We start from the raw sequence: 20,138 nt of genomic DNA on the forward strand, positions 1-20,138 counted from the left end.
CCGGTGGGGCGTGCGGTGGTGCGGACCGGGGCTGGATCCTCGCCCGCCCCGGTCCGGGTCTCGAGGGCTACTCCGAGACGGAGAGGCCCTGGGCCTCGAGGGCGTCGACGGTCTGCTGCTGGGTGCTCGTCAGCGCGTCGGCGAAGGTGCCCTGCTTCGACCAGGCCTTGCCCAGCCCGTCGTCGAGGAAGCCGACGGTCTCGGGCATGTTCGGGCCCCAGGTCCAGCCGGTGGTGACGTTCGGCGAGGCCTCGGCGAAGACGTCGAAGATGACCTGGTCGCCGAAGTACGGGTCGGGCTCGGTGAGGGCCGGCAGGTCGAGCAGGTCGGTCGCCGCGGGGTAGAGCGCGGCAGCCTCGATGAGGCCCGTGTAGATGTCGGGGTCGGTGCTCATCGCGTGCGCGAACGCCCATGCGGCCTCGGGGTTCTCGCAGCCCTTCAGCACGGCCGTGGCCGAGCCGCCGACGTTGCCGACCTTGTTCTCGCCGGCCTCCCACTGCGGCATCGGGGCGACGGCCCACTTGCCCGCGCCGTCGGGGGCGCTGCCCTTCAGGACGCCCGCGATCCAGACGGCGCCGACGTGCGTCGCGATCGAGCCGTCGCCGAGGCCGGTGTACCAGGACTGGTCCCACATGGGGGCCTGGCTGATGAGGCCGGCGTCGGTGAGGCCCTGCCAGTAGTCGGCGACCTTCTGCCCCTCGGGCGAGTCGATCGAGACCTTCCAGCTGTCGCCGTCGACCGAGAACCACGGCGCCTCGGCCTGCCAGTCGAAGCCGGCGTAGTCGTAGTTGAGGTAGCTCGCCGAGAGCGACTTGCCGGCGGCCTTGAGCTTCTCGCCCGCCGCCTGGTATTCGGCCCACGTGGTCGGCACGGCGATGCCCAGTTCGTCGAACACCTCCTTGTTGTAGAACAGCGCCATCGGGCCCTGGTCGACCGGCGCGCCGTAGACCGCGTCGCCGATCGCGACCGCCGACCAGCTCGCCGGCGAGAACTCGCCTTCGCTCTCGGCCGCGAACTCGGAGACGTCTTCGAGGGCGCCCTGCGCCGCGAAGCTCGTGAGGGTCTCGTAGCCGACCTGCGCGAGGCACGGGGCGTTGCCGGCCGTCACGGCGTTGAGCATCTTGTCGTAGCCGCCCTTGGCGCCCGGCGCGACCTCTTCGTACTTCACGACGACGTCGTCCTGCGACGCGTTGAACGCGTCGACGGCGTCGGCGTAGCCCGGGGCCCAGCCCCAGAACGTGACCTCGGCGGGGCCCGACTGCTCGGGCTGGGCGGTACCGGCGCAGCCGGCGAGCGCCAGGCCGATGCCGATTGCGCCGGTGATGCCCACCGTGCGCATGACTGTCTTCTTCACTGCTGCCTCTCCTTTGAATGAGCTCGGAATGCGTCGTGCAACGAACCTGGCCGCGCGGGTCTCGGGTGCGGGGTGCCGCGAGGCGTGCTCATGATGGTGCCACATGTTGTTATCGATAACAAGCACGGATTCCTGACGAATGAGAGGGACAGATGACCCAGTCTTCGAGATAGCATGTTTTCGCTAGCATGGGGGCTGGCCTGGCGAAGGGGCATCAGATGAGCACGACCCGGCGACTCGACGCGAACGGTCGCACGCGCACGCCGAGCATGGCCGACGTCGCCGCCCACGCCGGTGTCTCGGCGCAGACGGTGTCGCGCGTGCTGAGCGGCCACCCCAACGTGCAGCGGGCCACGCGCGACCGGGTGCTCGCCTCGGTCGACGAGCTCGGCTACCGCATGAACAACGCCGCCCGCTCGCTCTCGTCGGGTCGCACCCGCACGATCGGCGTCGTCGTGCTGCCGACCGTCGACTACTCGGGCGCGGCCGTGACGCACGGCGTCGAGTCCGCGGCCCGACGCGCGGGCTATGCGGTCAACATCTCGACCGCGAGCTCGCCCGACCCCGCCGCGATCGCCGCGGCCATGACGCGTCTCGACCGGCAGTCGGTCGAGGGGATCGTGCTCGTCGTGCCCGTGCCGACGGGCACCGACGAGGTCGAGACGATCGCCCGACGCATCCCGACGGTGACGATCGACGGCTCGCGCACGATGTCGAGCGAGGTCGTCGCGATCGACCAGTTCGAGGTCGGCCGCCTCGCGACCGAGCACCTGCTCGGGCTCGGCCACCCGACCGTCTGGCACGTCGCCGGCCCCGACGAGTGGCTCGACTCGACCGGCCGCGCGGCCGGCTGGCGCGCCGCGCTCGAAGCGGCGGGCCGCGAGGTGCCGCCGCTCCTGCACGGCGACTGGTCGCCCGAGTCGGGCTACCAGGCCGGCCTCCTGCTCGGCCGCATCCCCGAGGCGACGGCGGTCTTCGTCGCGAGCGACGAGATGGCGTTCGGGGTGATCCGCGCCCTGCACGAGCTCGGCCGGCGGGTGCCCGAAGACCTGTCGGTCGTGGGCGTCGACGACATCGCCCTCGCCGCGTACTGCAGTCCGGCGCTCACGACCGTCGCCCAGCCCTTCGGCGACATCGCCGCGCTCGCGGTCGAGCACCTGCTGCGCCGCATCGACGACCCGAGCGCGCCGCCGGCGTCGACCGAGGTCGCCGCGCAACTCGTGATCCGGTCGAGCACGGCGCCGCACGCGGGCTGAAGGACTCGGCCGGGCCCTCGCCGCGCGCGCTGTTCCGTGCCCCACCCGCGCCCGGATGCCATGCGCCGTTCGGATCACAGGCACTTTCGCGCGGCGCGCCGCGCGGAGCGCGGCGTCCACGGCGTGTCGCGGGAAATCGCCTGTGCCGAGCGCGGCCGGAGCGGCCGACCCGCGCATGCGACCTGGCCGACGCGGGTGGAGCGGGTGAAGCGGGTGAAGCGGGTGGAGCATCGGGCGCGACGTCAGCCCCGCGACATCCATTCACGCCGCAGGATCGCGTAGAGCTCCGAGTCCTGCCAGCCGTCGTCCTCGAGGATCTCCTCGAGCATCGTGCCCTCGAGCCGCATGCCGAGCCGACGGCAGAGGGCGGCCGAGGCGGTGTTGCGGATGTCGAGGTGGGCGAACACGCGATGCGCGCCGATGACCTCGAACGCGAAGCGCAGCACCTCGGCGGCCGCCTCGTGCGCGAGCCCGCGTCCTTGGAACGCGGGGTGCAGCACCCAGCCGATCTCGAGCTGAGCGCTGTCGATGCTGCCGACCCGCAGCATCACGTCGCCCACCACCCGGTCACGTGGGGCGGATGCCTCGTCGGCGGCGCCGGTCGCGGCGGGCACGCCGACCGACGGCTCGCCGTGCAGCACCATCGCGAAGTGGGTCGCGTCGCCGTCGGCGGCGAGCACGCGCATGCCGGCGCGCTTGAGCGTGTGCACGTGCGCGTCCTCGCGGGAGCGCACGGGCCACGGGATGTAGCGGAGCACCTCGGGCAGGCGCTGGTACTCCCAGATGTCGTCGCTGTCGCCCGGCGAGATCGGGCGCAGCGTCAGGCGATCGGTGCGCGGCGGCGCGGCCTCGATCGACGCGATGTCGAACGGGAACGCCGCTTCGGACTCGGACGCGGCGGTCGCGCCCGGTTCGGCGTCGCCCGGCGCGGTCGCGCCGTCGACGGGACGCGCCGTGGCCGCCACCGCGCCCTACGCCCCGATGAGCCGCGCCGCGAGGAAGCCCTCGAGCTCGGCGAGCGGCACGCGCTGCTGCTCCATGGTGTCGCGGTCGCGCACCGTCACGGCGTCGTCGTCGAGCGAGTCGAAGTCGACCGTGATGCAGAACGGGGTGCCGATCTCGTCCTGGCGGCGGTAGCGCCGGCCGATCGCGCCTGCGTCGTCGAAGTCGACGTTCCAGTGCTGGCGCAGCGACGCCGCGACCTCGCGCGCGAGCGGCGAGAGCTTCTCGTTGCGGCTGAGCGGCAGCACGGCGGCCTTGACCGGCGCGAGGCGCGGGTCGAGCTTCAGCACGGTGCGGGTGTCGGTGCCGCCCTTCGCGTTCGGCACCTCCTCGACGTGGTACGCGTCGACGAGGAAGGCCATGAGCGAGCGGGTGAGGCCCGCCGCGGGCTCGATCACGTAGGGGATCCAGCGCTCGTTCTTCGACTGGTCGAAGTAGCTGAGCTCCTTGCCGGAGTGCTCGGAGTGCGTCGAGAGGTCGAAGTCGGTGCGGTTCGCGACGCCCTCGAGCTCGCCCCACTCGCCGCCCGTGAAGCCGAAGCGGTACTCGATGTCGACCGTGCGCTTCGAGTAGTGGCTGAGCTTCTCCTTCGGGTGCTCGAAGAGGCGCAGGTTCTCGGGGTCGACGCCGAGGTCGACGTACCAGTTCCAGCGGTAGTCGAGCCAGAACTGGAACCACTCGTCGTCGGTGCCGGGCTCGACGAAGAACTCGAGCTCCATCTGCTCGAACTCGCGCGTGCGGAAGATGAAGTTGCCGGGCGTGATCTCGTTGCGGAACGACTTGCCGATCTGGCCGATGCCGAACGGCGGCTTCATGCGCGCGGCCTGCAGCACGTTGGCGAAGTTCGTGAAGATGCCCTGCGCGGTCTCGGGGCGCAAGTAGTGCAGGCCGCTCTCGTCCTGCACCGGGCCGAGGTAGGTCTGCAGCATCATGTTGAAGTCGCGGGGCGGGGTCCACTCGCCGCGGGTGCCGCAGTTCGGGCAGGCGATGTCGCCCATGCCGTTCTCGGGGGCGCGGCCCTTCTTCTCCTCGTACGCCTCGAGCAGGTGGTCCTCGCGGAAGCGCTTGTGGCAGTGCAGGCACTCGACGAGCGGGTCGGTGAAGACGCCCACGTGGCCCGACGCGACCCACACCTGCTTCGGCAGGATGACGCTCGAGTCGAGGCCCACGACGTCGTCGCGGCGGGTGACCATGTACCGCCACCACTGGCGCTTGATGTTCTCCTTGAGCTCGACGCCGAGGGGGCCGTAGTCCCATGCTGAGCGCGAACCGCCGTAGATCTCGCCGGCCTGGAAGACGAAGCCCCGGTGCTGGGCGAGGGCGATGACGGATTCGAGACGGCTGGGTGCGGCCACGGTGGCTCCAATGGTCGAGGGGGTGGAGATCTCGGGCGGACAGCCCGGCGGTGCCACCATCCTACGGGCGACGGCACTCTAGGCTTGAACGGATGCCCCAGCTGCCCGACCTCCTCGTCTCGGCGATCGCGCTCGTCCGCGACCGCCGCGTGCTCATGGTCACGGCGCGCGACCGCGAGGTCTACTACATGCCCGGCGGCAAGATCGACGCGGGCGAGACGGCCGCCGAGGCCGCGGCCCGCGAGGCGTTCGAGGAGGTGGCCCTCGAGCTCGACCCCGCCTCGCTCGACGAGCTGTTCGAGGTCGTGACGCAGGCCCACGGCGAGCCCGACGGCCGACTCGTGCGCATGCGCGTCTTCCAGACCGACACGGATGCCTGGCCGGCGCCCTCCGCGGAGGTCGGCAGCCTGCACTGGGTGACCACGGCCGACGCCGACCGCTGCCCGCCCGCCGGGCGCGAGGTGCTCGCCCGGCTCGCCGCGACGGGCCTCATCGACTGACGCGATCGACCGGCGGTCGATCAGGCGCGCCAGCGCCGTATCGAGACCCCGCGCGCCCATAGACTTCGACGCATGGCGTCGACTCGCGAGTTCCGCAGCGGTGGCCGTGTGACGCGAATCACCCGCAGCGGTCGCGCCGACGGCCCCGGTTACGTGCTCGTGCACGGCATCGGCATGGCCCACGAGTACTGGTCGGATGTCGCGACCGAGCTCGGCCGCACCGGCACCGTCTACGCCCTCGACCTGCCCGGGTTCGGCGACGCGCCGCAGCCCGCCGAGCCGCCCACGATGGGCGAAGCCGGCGACCTGCTCGCCGAGCTCGTGCGGGCCGAGGGCATCGCCGACCCCGTGCTCGTCGGCCACAGCTCGGGGGCCCAGGCCGTCGCCGAGGCCGCTGCCCGGCATCCCGAGCTCTTCGACCGCGTCGTGCTCATCGGGCCGACCGTCAATCCGCGGGAGCGCACCTCGCGCCAGCAGGCGGTGCGCCTGCTGCAGGACCTCTCGCTCACCCAGCCGAAGGTGCTCGGCCTGGGCGTCGTCTCGTACGCGAAGGCCGGCGTCGGCTGGTACCTCGAGAGCCTGCCGCCGATCATGGATCACCGGATGGAGCTCACGCTGCCGAACGTCGCCGCGCAGACGCTCGTCATCCGGGGCGAGCACGATCGCCTCGTCCCGCGGGAGTGGGCCGAGCGCGTGGCGAAGCTCGTGCAGCACGGGCGGTACGCGGAGGTGCCCGGCCGGGGTCACGAGACGATGATCACGGCCGGAACCCGGGTCGCGCGCCTCATCGCGGGGCACGCCCGCGGTGAGCCGGTCGGTCGCTTCGCGGGTCCCGACGACGGGTCCGCGATCATGCCCGCCCGTCGCCCACGACCGCCGCTGCTGAAGATGATCCGCTGGTGGGCGCTCGACTACCTGTATGCGGGGTGGCGCCAGCTCGCGGTGCTCGGCGCGTGGCGGGTGCCGGCGAAGTGGTCGCGCGGCGACGCGGCGCTCCCGACGATCGTGCTGCTGCCGGGCGTGTACGAGCACTGGTCGTTCCTGCGCCTGCTCGGCGACGAGCTCAACGCACGCGGTCATCGCATCCGCGTCGTGCACGGCCTCGGCGCGAACCTGCTCGACATCCCCGAGACGGCCGCCCGTGTCACCCGCGCGCTCGCGCGCGTGTCGATCCCCGAAGCCGGCCAGGTGCTCGTCGCCCACTCGAAGGGCGGCCTCGTCGCGAAGCGCATGCTGCTCGGCGACGAAGCCGCGTCGCTCGGCCTGCTCGGCATGGTCGCGATCGCGACGCCGTTCGGCGGTTCGATCTTCTCGCGCTTCATGTTCGACCGGGCCCTGCGCGAGTTCGACCCCGACGATCCGATCATCGTCGAGCTCGCCGACGGCGTCTCGGTGAACTCGCGGATCGTCTCCGTGTTCGGGCCGTTCGACCCGCACGTGCCCGAGGGCAGCGCGCTCGAGGGGGCGACCAACGTGCAGGTTCCGGTCGCCGGGCACTTCCGCGTGCTCGGTGCGACGGAGACCGTGGACGCCGTGCTCACGGGCATCCGGCAGGTCGCCGACGGCGCCCGCGGTGAGGCGGCCCCACCGGTGGTCGAGTAGCGCCGGCGGGCCGACTGCGGTCGAGACCGGTCAGAGTCCGGCGAACGGAGCCGCGTAGCGGAATGCGCCGGCCGGTGCGGCGGCGTCGCCGAGCCGCACCGCTTGGAAGTACGCCCCCCACGCCGGCTCGGGCGGGTCGATGCCGAGCTCGAGCAGGGCCGTGTTGAGCACGACCTCCACGGGCGGCGACGCCGCTGGCGACCCGTCGGGCTGCGGTCCCGAGAACGCCTCGGCGAGCAGCCGGTCGACATCCGCGCGATCAGCGGCCCGGTACACCCGGACCACCGCGCCGGCCGACGCCGCCGGGCCGCTCACGTCAGCGGGTCGACTCGACCCGACGGCGCGCGAGCGCGAGCCCGCCCGCCGCGACGAGCACGAGCGCGACGAGCGCCGAACCGACCGCGTCGAAGCCCGTCTCGGCGAGCTCGACCGGCTCGCCGGCGGCGGCCTCCTCGTCGGCCGGGGCGGCGGGCTGCTCGGGTGCCGGCTCCTCGGCCGGCGGCGCGGGGACCGCGGACGAGGTGATCGTCAGCTGCACCTCGTTCGAGTAGAACACCGAGTAGTCCTCGAGCATCTGCGATCCCTGCACCATGAGCTTCGGACGGTCGGGCGTGTCGGCCTTCACGGAGTCGACGGGCACGATGACGACGTCGATCGTGCCGTCGGGCGCGACCTCGACGAGCTGCGACGTGAGCGTGCCCTCGCCCGCACGAATGCTCACACCCGCCTCGATGCCGGGCACGAAGCCCGACCCCGTCACGTGGATGCCGTCGAGCCAGTCGCCCTCGGGGAAGGTCGTGTTCTCGACCTCGATGACCAGGTCCGGCTCCTCGGCGGGCGCGGGCGCCTCGGCCGTCGGCTCGTCTCCGCCGGGGGCCGACTCGGTCTCATCGGACGCCGGGTCGGCCACCTCGGGCGTCGGGGCGGTCTCGTCGGGCGTCGGCTCGGACTCCTCGGCCGGAACGCTCACCGACGTGTCGGGCTGGTCGGGCAGCTCCTCGGCGGAGGCGGGCGAGGCGGTGAGGCCGACGAGCAGGAGGCCGGCGGCGGCGGCGAGCGCAGCGAGGCGCACACGCGAGGTGATGAGGGACAACGTCGTTGCTTTCGTTCGGGTCACGGCGACCGCCCGGTGGGCGGACTGCGACGACTCTACGTGACGAAAGAGCCTTTACCATCACGTCGCCATCACGATTCGGACTCGATCCTCCGGTTGGCGGGGAGGCGGCGACCCCGGCGTCAGTGCACGAACTCGAGCAGGTCCATGCCGACCTGGCGCATGCCGTCGAGCACCGCGAGGCGCGACGAGAGCATCGTGTCGGCGTAGTACATCGACACCGCGTAGGCGACGCTCGCGCGCGGCCCGCGCAGCACGCCGACCTCGCTGCGCACGCCGCCGTCGGTGCCGGTCTTGTTCATGAGCAGCACGCCGTGGTCGGGCGTGCGGTGCGACAGCGGGTCGAGGCCGAACGCCGAGGCGACCATCGAGAGGTCGGCGTTGAGCGACAGCCAGCCGACGACGCGCTGCGACACCTCGGGCGAGACGATCTCGCCCCTGGCGAGCGACGCGAAGAGCCAGGTGAGCTCCTTCGCCGAGCCGATCGAGAGCTGCGGGGCGTCGTCGGGCCCGCGGTGGTCGCGCACGAGGTCGAGCAGGGCCGTGCGGGTGAGGCCGAGCGTCTCGGTGCGCGCGCGCACCGCCTCGAGCCCGATGTGCCGGATGAGCACGTTCGTCGCGAGGTTGTCGCTCGTCGCACCGACGAGCGCGGCGAGGTCGGCGATCGGCAGCGACGGCGACTGCAGGTGCTGCCAGATGCCCGAGTCGCCCGCCGCGTCGCGCGGAGCGCGGTCGAGCACGGTGAACGTCTCGGCGCTCGCCCCGACGAGGCGAGAGGCGACCTCGACGAGCAGCAGCACCTTGCCGATCGACGCCGTCGGCATCACGACGTGGTCGTCGACGGAGAAGAGCACCTTGCCGGTCGCGAGGTCGGTCGCTCGCGCCGACACCTGCACCCCGGCGAGCGCGAGCTCTCCGAGCGCGGCGAAGCCGCGGGCGAAGTTCTCGTTCGGCTCCTCGGTGCGATGCTTGCCCTTGCGCAGATCGGCATGACGTGCTCGTCGCTCGGATCCCTGCGACGACGTCACCACGGTGCTTGCACGCTCTTCCTCGGACGGTCGGCGCTCCCCCACCGCAGGCCGCGGCGCGCTCGAGTTGTTCGGATACTCGGATTTCGGATCTGCGACTACCAGATGGTCACCCGCTCGGCAGGGTCGAGCCAGAGGGCGTCATCTTCAGTCACTCCGAAGCCAGTGTAGAACTCATCGATGTTGCGGACGATCTGGTTGCACCGGAACTCGTTCGGCGAGTGCGGGTCGATGGCGAGCAGGCGCACCACCTCCTCGTCGCGGCCCTTCATCTGCCAGGCCTGCGCCCACGACAGGAAGAAGCGCTGCACGGCCGAGTGGCCGTCGATCTCGGGGGCGCCGTCGACGTCGCCGCCCCGCGAGAGCACGTACGCCTTCCACGCGATCGCGAGCCCGCCGAGGTCGCCGATGTTCTCGCCGATCGTGAGCGCCCCGTTCACGTGCGGCGCCGCGTCCGGCTCGGCGTCGCCCCCGGTGGATGCCTCGGCCGAGCCGTCCTCGCCGGGCGCCGTCGCGGCGGGGCGACCGTCGGCCAGCTGCGCCGGCACGAGCGCGTCGTACTGCTCGATGAGGGCCTTCGTGCGCTCCTCGAACGCAGCCCGGTCGTCGGCCGTCCACCAGTCGGTGAGGCGGCCGTCGCCGTCGTACTTCGAGCCCTGGTCGTCGAAGCCGTGCCCGATCTCGTGCCCGATGACCGCGCCGATCGCGCCGTAGTTCGCGGCGGCGTCGCGGCCGGCGTCGAAGAACGGGAACTGCAGGATCGCGGCCGGGAAGACGATCTCGTTGAAGCCCGGGTTGTAGTACGCGTTGATCGTCTGCGGCGTCATGAACCACTCGTCGCGGTCGATCGGCTTCCCGATCTTGCCGAGCTCGCGGTTGAACTCGAACTCGGCGGTGGCGCGCACGTTGCCGACGAGGTCGGCGGCGTCGATCTCGAGCGACGAGTAGTCGCGCCACTTGACCGGGTACCCGATCTTCGGCGTGAACTTCGAGAGCTTGTCGAGCGCCTTCTTCTTCGTCGCCTTGCCCATCCAGCCGAGCCCCTGGATCGACTGCCGGTACGCCTCGACGAGATTCGCGACGAGCTCGTCCATCGCCTCCTTCGCCGCCGGCGGGAAGTGCCGCTCGACGTAGATGCGGCCGACGGCCTCGCCCATCGCCCCCTCGACGAGGGAGACGCCGCGCTTCCACCGCTCGCGCATCTGCGGGGTGCCCGTCAGCGTGCGGCCGTAGAAGTCGAAGTTCGCCTCGACGAGATCGCTCGAGAGGTACGCGGCGCTCGAGCGCACGACCTGCCAGGCGAGCCAGTCGCGCCAGGCCGGCAGGCGGTCCGCGGTGAGCAGTTCGCCGAGTCCCTGCGCGAACGAGGGCTGCCGCACGACGAGCTCGTCGAACGCGCCGGCCGGCACGCCCATGGCGTCGCGCCACACGGCGAGCCCCGACGAGGCGGGCTCGGAGCCCGGGAACACGAGCGCCGAGGCATCCACCCAGCTCTTCAGGTTGTAGGTCTTCTCGCTGTCGCGCGAGTCGACGTTGTTCCAGTGCACCTTCGCGATCTCGGTCTCGAGCTCGAAGACGCGGGCCGCGCGCTCGGCGGCCCCGTCGAGCTGCGCGAGACGCAGCATCCGCTCGAGGTGCGCGCGGTAGGCCTCGCGGATCGGCTCGAAGCGCTCCTCGCGGAAGTAGCTCTCGTCGGGCAGGCCGATGCCGCCCTGCTCGACGAAGACGAGGTAGCGCTCGGGGTCGCCCGGGTCGTTGTCGACGTACAGCTGCGCGAAGCCCGACACGCCCTGTCGCTCGAGCCGGCCGAGCGTCTCGACGAAGCTGCCGATCGAGTTCACGAGCGACACCTCGAGCAGCTGGCCGGCGATCGGCGTGACGCCGAGCAGCTCGGCGCGCTCCTCGTTCATGAAGCTCGCGTAGAGGTCGCCCACCTTGCGCGCCTCGGTGCCGGGCTCGGCCTGCTGCGACTCCTCGATGATCTCGCGGACCGCCTCTTCGGCCTCCTCGTGCAGCATGTAGAACGAGCCGTACCTGGCCTTGTCGGCCGGGATGTCGGTGCGCTCGATCCATCTGCCGTTGACGTGCCGGAACAGGTCGTCCTGCGGGCGCACGCCCGGGTCGAGCTCGTCAAGCGTGATTCCGGAGGGCAGCGCGACGTCGGTCATGCGCAACAGCCTATGCTCGGCTTCCGGCGCATAGGCTGAAGATCGACATGAAGACGCTGCTGAACATCATCTGGCTCGTGCTCTCGGGCATCTGGCTGTTCATCTCGTACGTCCTCGCCGGCGTCGTGATGTGCATCCTGATCGTCACGATCCCGTGGGGCATCGCGGCGTTCCGCATCGCGCTGTACGCGTTGTGGCCGTTCGGTCGCACCGTCGTGCAGAAGCCGACCTCGGGGGCGTGGTCGTTCATCGGCAACGTGATCTGGGTCATCCTCGCCGGCTGGTGGCTCGCGCTCGAGCACATCGTCGCGGGCCTGCTGCTCTGCATCACGATCATCGGCATCCCCCTCGGCATCGCGAACTTCAAGCTCGTGCCGGTCTCGCTCGCACCGCTCGGAAAAGAGATCGTCGACGCCTGACCGTCGGCACGCGACCCAGGTCCATTCCCTTCGGCGGCGGGCTCGGCCAAGATGGGGCTGGGTGCGACCCGGCGCCCCGGAGGTGAGGCGCCATGGCGGAGGACTGGTCGGCGCCGCCGCTCGCACGGTCGCTCGGGGCCGCGCTCACCCTCATGATGGTGCTCGGCGTGCTGTTCGCCGCGCTCGAGTTCGCGCTGCTCGTACCGATCCTGCCCGACGGCTGGGCCGACGCCCTGTTCCCCGCGATCGCGCTCGCCTGGTTCATCGCCGGCACGATCGCGTGGCGACGGCGGCCGAGCAGCCGCACGGGTCTGCTGATCTGGATCGGCGGCGTCTCGCTGCTCGCGGGCGGCCTGTTCGCCACCGGCATCGAGTTCGGCGTCGTCGTCGGCAACGTCTTCGCGACCGCCATCCTCGCCGTCATCGTGCACCTGCTGCTCGCGTTCCCGTCGGGGCGGCTCCCCGACCCGATCTCGCGCGTCATCGCGATCGCGGGCTACATGGTCGCACTCGTGCTGCAGATCCCGCTCTACGTGTGGGGCGCCGGCCTGTTCGCGCCCCTCATCGAGCCGAACGCCGAGCTCGCCGCGATCGGGGTGGAGGTGCAGCGATGGGCCGGCCTCGCGGTCGTCGTGGCGACCGCCGTCGTGCTCGGCGTACGGCTCCACGCTGCGTCGCCGCCGCGCCGGCGCGTGCTCGCACCGCTCTACCTCTACGGCATGGCGTCGATCGTGCTCATCCCGATGATCGCGAACCTCGGGCTCGGACTGAGCGCGGAGATGATCCTCTTCGTGCAGCTCGCGCTCATCGCCGGTCTCGCGATCGCGTTCACCGTCGGCGTGCTCGTCGGCGGGTTCGAACGCACGGCCGAACTCGAGGAGCTCGCGGCATGGCTCGGCACGGAGACGGGCCGCGAGCCGCTGCGTTCGGCGATCGCGCGAGCGCTCGGAGACCCGAGCGTCGAACTCGTCTACTGGCTGCCGGTGCGCGAGGGCTTCGTCGACGAGCAGGGCATCGGCGTCGACCCGCCCGACGCCCCCGGTCGCGGCTTCGCCGTCATCGAGTCCGACGGCGCACCCGTCGGCGCGATCGTCTACGACGACCGGCTGGTCGCCGACCCCAAGCGCGTGCAGGCCGTGGGCCGTGTCGCCGCGATCGCGATCGCCCGCGAGCGCCTCACGACCGAGCTGCGGGCCAGCCAGACGGCGCTCCGGCATTCCCGCGTCCGTCTCGTCGAGGCGGCCGACCGTGAACGCGCGCGCATCGCGAAGGACCTGCACGACGGACTCCAGGTGCAGCTCGTGCTGCTCGCCCTCGAGGCCGGCCGCATCCACGACGACGCGCGCGACGAGGCCGATCGCGAGCGGGCGCTGACGCTGCGGCAGGGCATCGAGGAGGCCGCCGACGAACTCCGCAGGCTCGTGCACGAGGTCATGCCGTCGGCGCTCGTCGAGCGGGGCCTGGTCCTCGCCGCCGAGGACCTCGTCGACCGCATGCCGATCCCGACGACCCTACGAGCCGACGGGCTCGACGCCCCGCTGTCGCCGACCGTCGTGAACGTCGCCTACTTCGTCGTCGCCGAGGGCCTCGCCAACACGGCCAAGCATGCGCGCGCGGCATCCGCCTCGGTGCGCCTCGCCCGCGACGGCGACGTGCTGACGGTCGAGATCGCCGACGACGGCGTGGGCGGCACGGGCGTGCATCGCGGCCGCGGGCTCGCCGGCCTCGCCGACCGCATCGACGCGATCGGGGGTCGGATGACGCTGCACAACGCCCCCGACGGGGGAACCCGGCTCACCGCGGAGTTGCCGTGCGGGTCGTGATCGCGGAGGACGAGACCCTGCTGCGGCAGGGCCTCAGGCTGCTGCTCGAGGAGGGCGGCTTCGAGGTCGTCGCAGCGACGGGCGACGCCGAGGAGCTGCTCGACGCGGTCGCCGCGCACTCCCCCGACCTCGTCATCACCGACATCCGGATGCCGCCGACGCACACCGACGAAGGCCTGCGGGCGGCGCTCCGCATCCGCCACGAGCGCCCCGGGATCGCGATCGTCGTGCTCTCGCAGTACGTGCAGCGACGGTACGCGCTCGAGCTGCTCGACGGCGAGGCATCCCGGATCGGCTACCTGCTGAAGCAGCGCATCGCCGACGTCGGCACGTTCCGCGACGACCTGCGCCGCGTCGCCGACGGCGGCACGGCGCTCGACCCCGAGGTGGTCGCCGTGCTCATCTCGCGGGCGGGGCGCGGCGACGGCCTCGTGCGGCAGCTCACCCGGCGCCAGCGCGAGGTGCTCGCGTACATGGCCGAGGGGCGCAGCAACGCCTGGATCGGCCAGCGGCTCGTGCTCACCGAGAAGGCGATCGTGCAGCACACCTCCGGCATCTACGACGCACTCGGACTGCCCGTCACGGCCGACGACCACCGGCGCGTGCTCGCGGTGATCCGGTATCTCGACGGCGCGGCCGACTGAGTCGCACCCCCCGTTCTGGGTGCCGTCACCGGGCCCGAATGGCGACATGGGTCCATGTCGGCGCCGGCGCCGCGCGAGGAGAGTATGCCGTGCGCGCCCCTACGCGAGCCGCTCCCGGAAGGATCACCAATGGCTCTGTCGACCTCCGTCAAGATGACGAACGCCGCGCTCGGCGCGGTGCGCACCGCCGACCACGTCTCGCACGCACTCGCCGCGAGCCTCGCCGGCCCCATGTTCGAGCGCACGCGCCCCTCACGGGTCGTGCAGCCGAGCGAACAGCCCGTCCACCTCGCCGCCGTGCGGCATCCGCTGCGGCTGCCGCACGGCGACGGCGTGCTCTACGAGTGGGGCACGGGTCCCCGCACCGTGCTGCTCGTGCACGGCTGGCGCGGCCGCGCGTCGCAGTTCGCACCGATCGTCCGCGAGCTGCGCGCCGCGGGATTCCACCTCGTCGCGTTCGACGCGCCCGCCCACGGCGACGCCGGCGGGCGGCACACCGACATCCGCTCGTGGGTGGAGGCGATCAACCGGCTGCACCTCAAGTACGGCCGGTTCGAGGCGATCATCGGGCATTCGCTCGGCGCCCTCACGACCATGACCGCGGTGCGCGACGGCGTGTCCACGCGGGGGGTCGTCGGCCTCGCGGCGATGGCTTCCGGCCGGTACCTGTTCGACGCCTTCGCCCACGGTGTCGGCCTCAGCGAACGCGCCGCCGCGATCCAGCGCGAGCGCTACACCCGCCGGGTGTTCCCCGACGTGTCCGACCCGTGGCGCCGCTTCGACACGATCGCCGCACCGCTTCCCGCGTCGGTCGAACTGCTGCTGCTGCACGACCGCGAGGACCGCGAGATCGATGCCGCGCAGAGCGAGCTGCTGCATGCGGCCCACGGCGACCGGTCGCGGATGCTGCTCTCGAGCGGATCCGGCCACGCCAGGCTGCTCGGGGCCGATCGCACCCTCGACGCGATCACGGCCTTCGTCGGCGGCGGCGTCGATGCCGTCGACCGCATCGAGCGCGGCGAAGAGCGGAGCGTGCGCACCGCTGCATGAGCCGGGCCGGCGCCGCAACCCGAGAACGGCGCCGGGTCCCGAAGGCGACCGGATGCCGGACAGCCCGGCCGGCATCCGGTCGTGTCACCCGGGCGACCGGGTCGCCGAGGCACTACGCGAGCGCACCCCAGAGCGTGGTGTCGCCGGCGATCTCCCCCCGTGGCGACCGGGCGCTGGCCAGATAGACGTTGAGCACGACCGGCAGCGATCGGGTCCCTGCGCCGAAGTTCGTCACGCAGGCCATCTCGCCGCGACGGAAGGCGAGGAGATCGGGGCCGGCATCGATCCACTCGATTCCCGCCGCCGGGAGCTCCTTCCGCAGGCGGAGCGCCCACCGGTAGAGGTTGAGGGTCGAGTGCTCGTTCTCGCGTTGTGCGGCCACGCTGAGCCGACCCCACTGATCGGGCTGGGTCAACCACGTGCGAACGCCGTCCGGCGAGAACCCGAACGGTGGAGCCTCTCCATGCCATGGCAGCGGGACGCGGCAGCCGTCGCGTCCTGGATTCGCGCCATCGGTGCGGAAGTACATCGGATCCTGGAGTTCGGCGTGATCGAGGTCCTCGACCTCGGGGAGGCCGAGTTCATCGCCCTGGTAGATGTACAGCGATCCGGGGAGCGCGGCGACGAGCAGGGCGGCAGCCTCAGCGCGGCGACGTCCGAGTCGGACGTCGCTCGGGATCCCCCAGCGCTTCGTCTCGAAGGAGAACGCGGTGTCGTCGCGCCCGAAGCGGGTGACCGGTCTGGTGACGTCGTGATTCGAGAGCACCCAGGTGCATGGAGCGCCGGTCGGTTCGTGGGCGGACATCATCAGGTCGATCGACGCCCGGTAGGCGGCGGCATCCCACGGCCTCGTCATGAGATCGAAGTTGAACGCGGTGTGCAGTTCGTCGGGAGCGAGATACCTGGCGAATCGATCAGCGTCGGGAATCCACACCTCTCCGACGAGGACACGTGGCTCGTCGTAGCCATCGGCGATCTCGCGCCACCGCCGGTAGACGGGGTGGACTTCGTCGCGATCGAGGTTCGGATGCCGGCCGGGTGCGTGGTCGCCCCGGTCCTCGCCGAGGGCGGGGTCTTTCATGATGTGCGCCGCGGAGTCGATTCGGACCCCGGCGACGCCGCGCGCGAACCAGAACCGCAACAGGTCTTCGTGCTCTCGCGCGACGTCGGGGTGCTCCCAGTTGAGGTCAGGTTGCTCCAGGGCGAACAGGTGCAGGTACCACTCTCCCGGATGCCCGTTCGGGTCCGCGATCCGAGTCCACGACTCACCGCCGAAGTTGTTCTTCCATCGATTCGGCGGGACGGAACCCTCGGGGCTCCTGCCGGGGGCGAACCAGAATCGTGCGCGAGCGTCGTCGCCCGGTTCCGCGGCGAGGGCGGCCTGGAACCACGCATGCGCGGAGGACACGTGATTGGGGACGATGTCGATGATCGTCCGGATACCGAGCTCGCGAGCCTCGCCGATCAGCCGCTCCGCCGCCTCGAGCGTTCCGAAGACCGGATCGATGGCCCGATAGTCCTCGACGTCGTATCCGCCGTCGGCGAGCGGTGAGCGATACCACGGAGTGAACCAGATCGCATCGACGCCGAGCCACTTGAGGTAGGGCAATCCCTGTCGCACGCCCTCGAGATCGCCGACACCGTCACCATCGCCGTCGCGGAAGCTGCGAGGGTAGATCTCGTAGACCACGGCGGATCGCCACCACTCCTCGGAGCCCACCCCTTCGTCCGTGCTCATCCTTTGAGCCCCGAGTGGGCGAGGCCCTCGACGAACTGCCGCTGGGCGACGACGAAGACCACGAGCATGGGGACGACGGTCATCGTCGCGGCGGCGAGCTGCGTGTTCCACATCTCACCCCCGTAGGCGTCGGTGTATCGGGTGAGCGCCTGCGGCAGCGTGAACAGCTCGGGCGACGTGAGGTAGACCGTCGGCTCGAGGTAGAGGTTCCACGAGGCGAGAAAGGTGAGGATCGCGACGGCCGAGAGCGCCGGCTTCGCGAGCGGCAGTGCGATGCGCAACCAGATCGCCGGCCGGCCCAGGCCGTCGAGGCGAGCCGCCTCTTCGAGCTCCGCCGGGAGCGCGATGAAGAACTGCCGCATGATGAAGGTGGCCAGTACGCATGGACCGGCGAGCGCGGTCACGAGAATCAGCGGCCAGTGCGTGTTGACGAGACCCGCCTGCTTGAACATCTGGAACAGGGGCACGATCGTCACCTCGCTCGGCACCAACAGGCCCACGAGTACCACGAGGAAGAGCACGTTCGCCCCGGGGAAGCGCACCCGGGCGAACGCGTACCCGGCGAGGCTCGACACGAGCAGGGTGACGAGCGTCACGACGACCGCGATGTACACACTGTTGAAGTACTGCTGGGCGAACGGCTGGAACGTGAAGGCCTCGGCGTACGCATCGAGCGACGGTGAGCTCGTGAACAGCGTCGGTGGAGACTGGAAGATCTCGGCGAGCGGCTTGAACGACGACGCGACCATCCAGATCGTCGGAACGACGAACGGGACCGCGAGAACCGCGAGCGCGATGACGAGCGCCATGCGCCGGAATCGCTCATTGCTCATGGAACACCCACTTCCGACGAAGCTGCCACTGCAGGAGCGTGAGCAGCATGACGAAGGTCAGCAGCATGAGCGCGAGCGTCGACCCGTAGCCGATGTCGCTGAACTCGAACGCCTGCTGGAAGACGTAGTAGACGAGCACCGTCGTGGCGAGCCCGGGCCCGCCCTCGGTGAGTACGGCGATCTGGGCGAATGACTGCAGCGCGCCGACGATCGTCAGGATGGCGGTGAGGAGAAGGGTCGGCGAGATCAGCGGGAGCGTGATGCGGAGGAAGATCGTCCCGCTGCGCGCACCGTCGATTCGGGCAGCCTCGTAGAGCTCCGACGGCACGCCCTGCAGCGCGGCGAGGAAGAGCACCATGTTCACGCCGACGCTGCGGATCACCTGCGTGACGATGACGGCGATCATGGCGGTGTCGCCCTGGACGAGCCAGTTGGTTCCCGGCAGACCGATCGCCTCGAGCGCCGCGTTGATACCGCCGTTGTCCTGCAGGAGGAAGCCCCACACGAGCGTCCAGGCGACGACGGAGACGACGACCGGTGAGAAGAAAAGGGTGCGGAACACCGTGACGCCGCGGAAGCGGCGGTTCAGCATGACGGCGAGAGCGAGGCCGAGCGAGATGTTCAGAACGACGACCCCGACGGAGAACCCGGCGGTCGCCGCGAGTACGGCGGGCAGCTGCCGGTCGTCGAGGAGCGCGGCGTAGTTGGCCCCGCCGACGAACGTCAGCTCACCGCGGAAGATGTTCCACTCGTTGAGGCTGTACCAGACCGCGAGCACGACGGGCACGAGCACGAACACGGCCACGCCGGCGAGCTGCGGCGCCACGAAGAGATAGCCGGTGAGCGCATCGCGCCGCCGCGTCGTCCAGAACGGCCGCCCGCGGGCCGGGCCCGAGGGCCCGGGAGGCGGGGTCGCCTCCCGGGCCCGCGGGGTCGCGCGGGCGGTCTTCGCTTCGCGGATCGCCGTCACTTGTCGAGCAGGGGCTGGATCGCGTCGCACGCCGAGCCGAGGACCGCTTCGACATGGGCATCGGGGGTCCACATCGCGTCGAGCGCCGTCTTGCCCGTCTGGGCGATCTCGGCAGGGTTCGTGTGGTTCGGCAATGTGATCGCGTCGGGGATCTGGTCGACGACCACGCGCTGGAGTTGCTCGGCGGTGAGCTTCGGGTTGTTCTCGGCCAGCTTCTCACCGGTCAGCAGTGATTCGCGGGGCGGCGGGAAGTACTGTGCGAGCAGCGCCGCGTTCTCGGGGTTCGTGAGATACGCGAGGAAGTCGGTCGCCTCCTGTGCGTGTGCGCTCGAGGACAGCACGCCGACGCCGGCCTGACCGATGACCGAGTATTCGCCGGCGGGCCCTTCGGGCAGCGGAATCACGTCGTACCCGAAGGAGCCGTCGAGCAGCGCGGCGCGGGAGACCTGCGCCACCGTGAACGCCGAGTCGCCGGCGAAGAAGTCGGCAGTGGTACCCGGGCCCGGCATCGAGCCGTCGACGTAGACCGCGTCGTGCAGGAACTGAAACGCCTCGACCATCTCCGGGCTGTCCATCGTGCACTTCGTCCCGTCGGCGTTCCAAGCGGCGGCGCCCCAGCCCGGCCACACCGAACCGAGCATGTTCCACGACGAGTAGTTGAAGTCGCGAATCACGAACCCGCCCTTCCCCGTCGCCCGGTTCACGGCAGCGCCGATCGCCGAGACCTCCTCCCAGGTCGGGTCCTCGTCGAGTTCCTGCCCGGCCTGATCGATCAGGTCGGTGTTGACGTACAGCGCGAAGGGCGAGTTGGAGAACGGGTAGGCGTACAACTCGTCGCCGACGGAGAACTCGGCGGTCACGCTCTCGAGGAGATCGTCGTAGTCCCAGCCCTCCGTGGCTTCGAGCTTCTCGGTGAGGGGCATGAGGGCGTCTGACGCGATGAGGTCCTTGGAGAGATCGCCCATCCAGGCCAGGTCGGGAGCGTTGCCACCCGCGATCTGCGTGGTGAGCGTCGTGTTGTACTCCTCGAACGGCAGACTCTCGAAGGTGATCGTGCCGATCTCCGGGTGGTCCGCACGATAGGACTCCGCGATCGAGTCGAACAACGCCAGTTGGTCCTCGTTCGAGGTCCAGACGGTCATCCGCAAGTCGACGCTTCCCGGCGCCGCGCTCGTCGGTGGGGCTGCACCCGGGCTGCTCTGACATCCGGCGACGGCGAGGCCGACCGCCGTCGCGAGCGCGAGCGCTCCGCCCAGCTTCTTTGCTGTGATCATGTTTCTCT

At 71.0% G+C, this 20,138-nt stretch carries 18 protein-coding genes; 7 read left to right on the forward strand and 11 right to left on the reverse strand.

Going from position 1 to position 20,138, the window contains the following annotated elements:
* Positions 1 to 67: 67 nt before the first annotated feature.
* Positions 68 to 1,354, reverse strand: a complete 1,287-nt coding sequence (locus AC3RJ7_RS14920; protein ID WP_491456634.1) for an ABC transporter substrate-binding protein — start codon at positions 1,352 to 1,354, stop codon at positions 68 to 70.
* A 218-nt stretch (positions 1,355 to 1,572) separates the two neighbouring features.
* Here AC3RJ7_RS14920 and AC3RJ7_RS14925 point away from each other — a divergent pair, with 218 nt between their 5' ends.
* Positions 1,573 to 2,610, forward strand: a complete 1,038-nt coding sequence (locus AC3RJ7_RS14925; protein WP_491456635.1) for a LacI family DNA-binding transcriptional regulator — start codon at positions 1,573 to 1,575, stop codon at positions 2,608 to 2,610.
* Positions 2,611 to 2,852: 242 nt separating this feature from the next.
* Here the strand turns inward: AC3RJ7_RS14925 and AC3RJ7_RS14930 are convergent, their stop codons facing one another.
* Positions 2,853 to 3,575 carry a GNAT family N-acetyltransferase gene (locus tag AC3RJ7_RS14930; protein WP_491456636.1) on the reverse strand — a complete coding sequence of 241 codons (723 nt, stop codon included), beginning with the start codon at positions 3,573 to 3,575 and terminating at the stop codon, positions 2,853 to 2,855.
* A 6-nt stretch (positions 3,576 to 3,581) separates the two neighbouring features.
* Positions 3,582 to 4,967, reverse strand: a complete 1,386-nt coding sequence (locus tag AC3RJ7_RS14935; protein WP_491425146.1) for a glycine--tRNA ligase — start codon at positions 4,965 to 4,967, stop codon at positions 3,582 to 3,584.
* 92 nt (positions 4,968 to 5,059) lie between these two features.
* Here AC3RJ7_RS14935 and AC3RJ7_RS14940 point away from each other — a divergent pair, with 92 nt between their 5' ends.
* Positions 5,060 to 5,467, forward strand: coding sequence for an NUDIX domain-containing protein (locus AC3RJ7_RS14940; protein WP_491456637.1), 408 nt, complete (start codon positions 5,060 to 5,062; stop codon positions 5,465 to 5,467).
* A gap of 72 nt (positions 5,468 to 5,539) precedes the next feature.
* Positions 5,540 to 7,069: an alpha/beta hydrolase gene (locus AC3RJ7_RS14945; RefSeq protein WP_491456638.1), complete on the forward strand. Its 1,530-nt coding sequence runs from the start codon at positions 5,540 to 5,542 to the stop codon at positions 7,067 to 7,069.
* A gap of 30 nt (positions 7,070 to 7,099) precedes the next feature.
* Here the strand turns inward: AC3RJ7_RS14945 and AC3RJ7_RS14950 are convergent, their stop codons facing one another.
* From AC3RJ7_RS14950 to AC3RJ7_RS14965, 4 genes are all read right to left on the reverse strand, one after another.
* On the reverse strand, positions 7,100 to 7,384 hold the full coding sequence (locus AC3RJ7_RS14950) for a hypothetical protein (protein ID WP_491456639.1): 285 nt from the start codon (positions 7,382 to 7,384) through the stop codon (positions 7,100 to 7,102).
* A 1-nt stretch (position 7,385) separates the two neighbouring features.
* A complete protein-coding gene (locus AC3RJ7_RS14955) occupies positions 7,386 to 8,162 on the reverse strand; it encodes a hypothetical protein (protein WP_491456640.1) in 777 nt (258 codons plus the stop codon).
* Between the two features lie 143 nt (positions 8,163 to 8,305).
* On the reverse strand, positions 8,306 to 9,211 hold the full coding sequence (locus AC3RJ7_RS14960) for a serine hydrolase (protein WP_491456641.1): 906 nt from the start codon (positions 9,209 to 9,211) through the stop codon (positions 8,306 to 8,308).
* Positions 9,212 to 9,309: 98 nt separating this feature from the next.
* Positions 9,310 to 11,379: a M13 family metallopeptidase gene (locus tag AC3RJ7_RS14965; protein WP_491456642.1), complete on the reverse strand. Its 2,070-nt coding sequence runs from the start codon at positions 11,377 to 11,379 to the stop codon at positions 9,310 to 9,312.
* A gap of 47 nt (positions 11,380 to 11,426) precedes the next feature.
* Between AC3RJ7_RS14965 and AC3RJ7_RS14970 the strand changes: the two genes are divergently transcribed.
* The 4 genes from AC3RJ7_RS14970 to AC3RJ7_RS14985 all read left to right on the forward strand — a co-directional run bounded on the left by AC3RJ7_RS14970 (position 11,427) and on the right by AC3RJ7_RS14985 (position 15,315).
* On the forward strand, positions 11,427 to 11,798 hold the full coding sequence (locus AC3RJ7_RS14970; RefSeq protein ID WP_491456643.1) for a YccF domain-containing protein: 372 nt from the start codon (positions 11,427 to 11,429) through the stop codon (positions 11,796 to 11,798).
* A 92-nt stretch (positions 11,799 to 11,890) separates the two neighbouring features.
* A complete protein-coding gene (locus tag AC3RJ7_RS14975) occupies positions 11,891 to 13,621 on the forward strand; it encodes a sensor histidine kinase (RefSeq protein WP_491456644.1) in 1,731 nt (576 codons plus the stop codon).
* Complete coding sequence (locus AC3RJ7_RS14980; RefSeq protein ID WP_491456645.1) at positions 13,609 to 14,265, forward strand: response regulator transcription factor; 657 nt, start codon at positions 13,609 to 13,611, stop codon at positions 14,263 to 14,265. Before AC3RJ7_RS14975 ends, AC3RJ7_RS14980 begins: the two co-directional genes overlap by 13 nt.
* A gap of 129 nt (positions 14,266 to 14,394) precedes the next feature.
* Complete coding sequence (locus tag AC3RJ7_RS14985) at positions 14,395 to 15,315, forward strand: alpha/beta fold hydrolase (RefSeq protein WP_491456646.1); 921 nt, start codon at positions 14,395 to 14,397, stop codon at positions 15,313 to 15,315.
* A 112-nt stretch (positions 15,316 to 15,427) separates the two neighbouring features.
* Here AC3RJ7_RS14985 and AC3RJ7_RS14990 read toward each other — a convergent pair whose 3' ends face one another.
* Genes AC3RJ7_RS14990 through AC3RJ7_RS15005 form a run of 4 tightly spaced genes read right to left on the reverse strand, consistent with a single transcriptional unit; the run spans position 15,428 to position 20,130 of the window.
* Positions 15,428 to 17,053 carry a glycoside hydrolase family 13 protein gene (locus tag AC3RJ7_RS14990; RefSeq protein WP_491456647.1) on the reverse strand — a complete coding sequence of 542 codons (1,626 nt, stop codon included), beginning with the start codon at positions 17,051 to 17,053 and terminating at the stop codon, positions 15,428 to 15,430.
* Positions 17,050 to 17,886, reverse strand: coding sequence for a carbohydrate ABC transporter permease (locus AC3RJ7_RS14995; protein WP_491456648.1), 837 nt, complete (start codon positions 17,884 to 17,886; stop codon positions 17,050 to 17,052). The genes AC3RJ7_RS14990 and AC3RJ7_RS14995 overlap by 4 nt, the downstream gene beginning before the upstream one ends.
* Complete coding sequence (locus tag AC3RJ7_RS15000) at positions 17,876 to 18,856, reverse strand: carbohydrate ABC transporter permease (RefSeq protein WP_491456649.1); 981 nt, start codon at positions 18,854 to 18,856, stop codon at positions 17,876 to 17,878. The genes AC3RJ7_RS14995 and AC3RJ7_RS15000 overlap by 11 nt, the downstream gene beginning before the upstream one ends.
* Entirely contained in the window at positions 18,853 to 20,130 is a 1,278-nt protein-coding gene (locus AC3RJ7_RS15005; RefSeq protein WP_491456650.1) for an ABC transporter substrate-binding protein, read from the reverse strand. Before AC3RJ7_RS15005 ends, AC3RJ7_RS15000 begins: the two co-directional genes overlap by 4 nt.
* Positions 20,131 to 20,138 lie beyond the last annotated feature (8 nt).

Source organism: Agromyces solani (assembly GCF_058349925.1).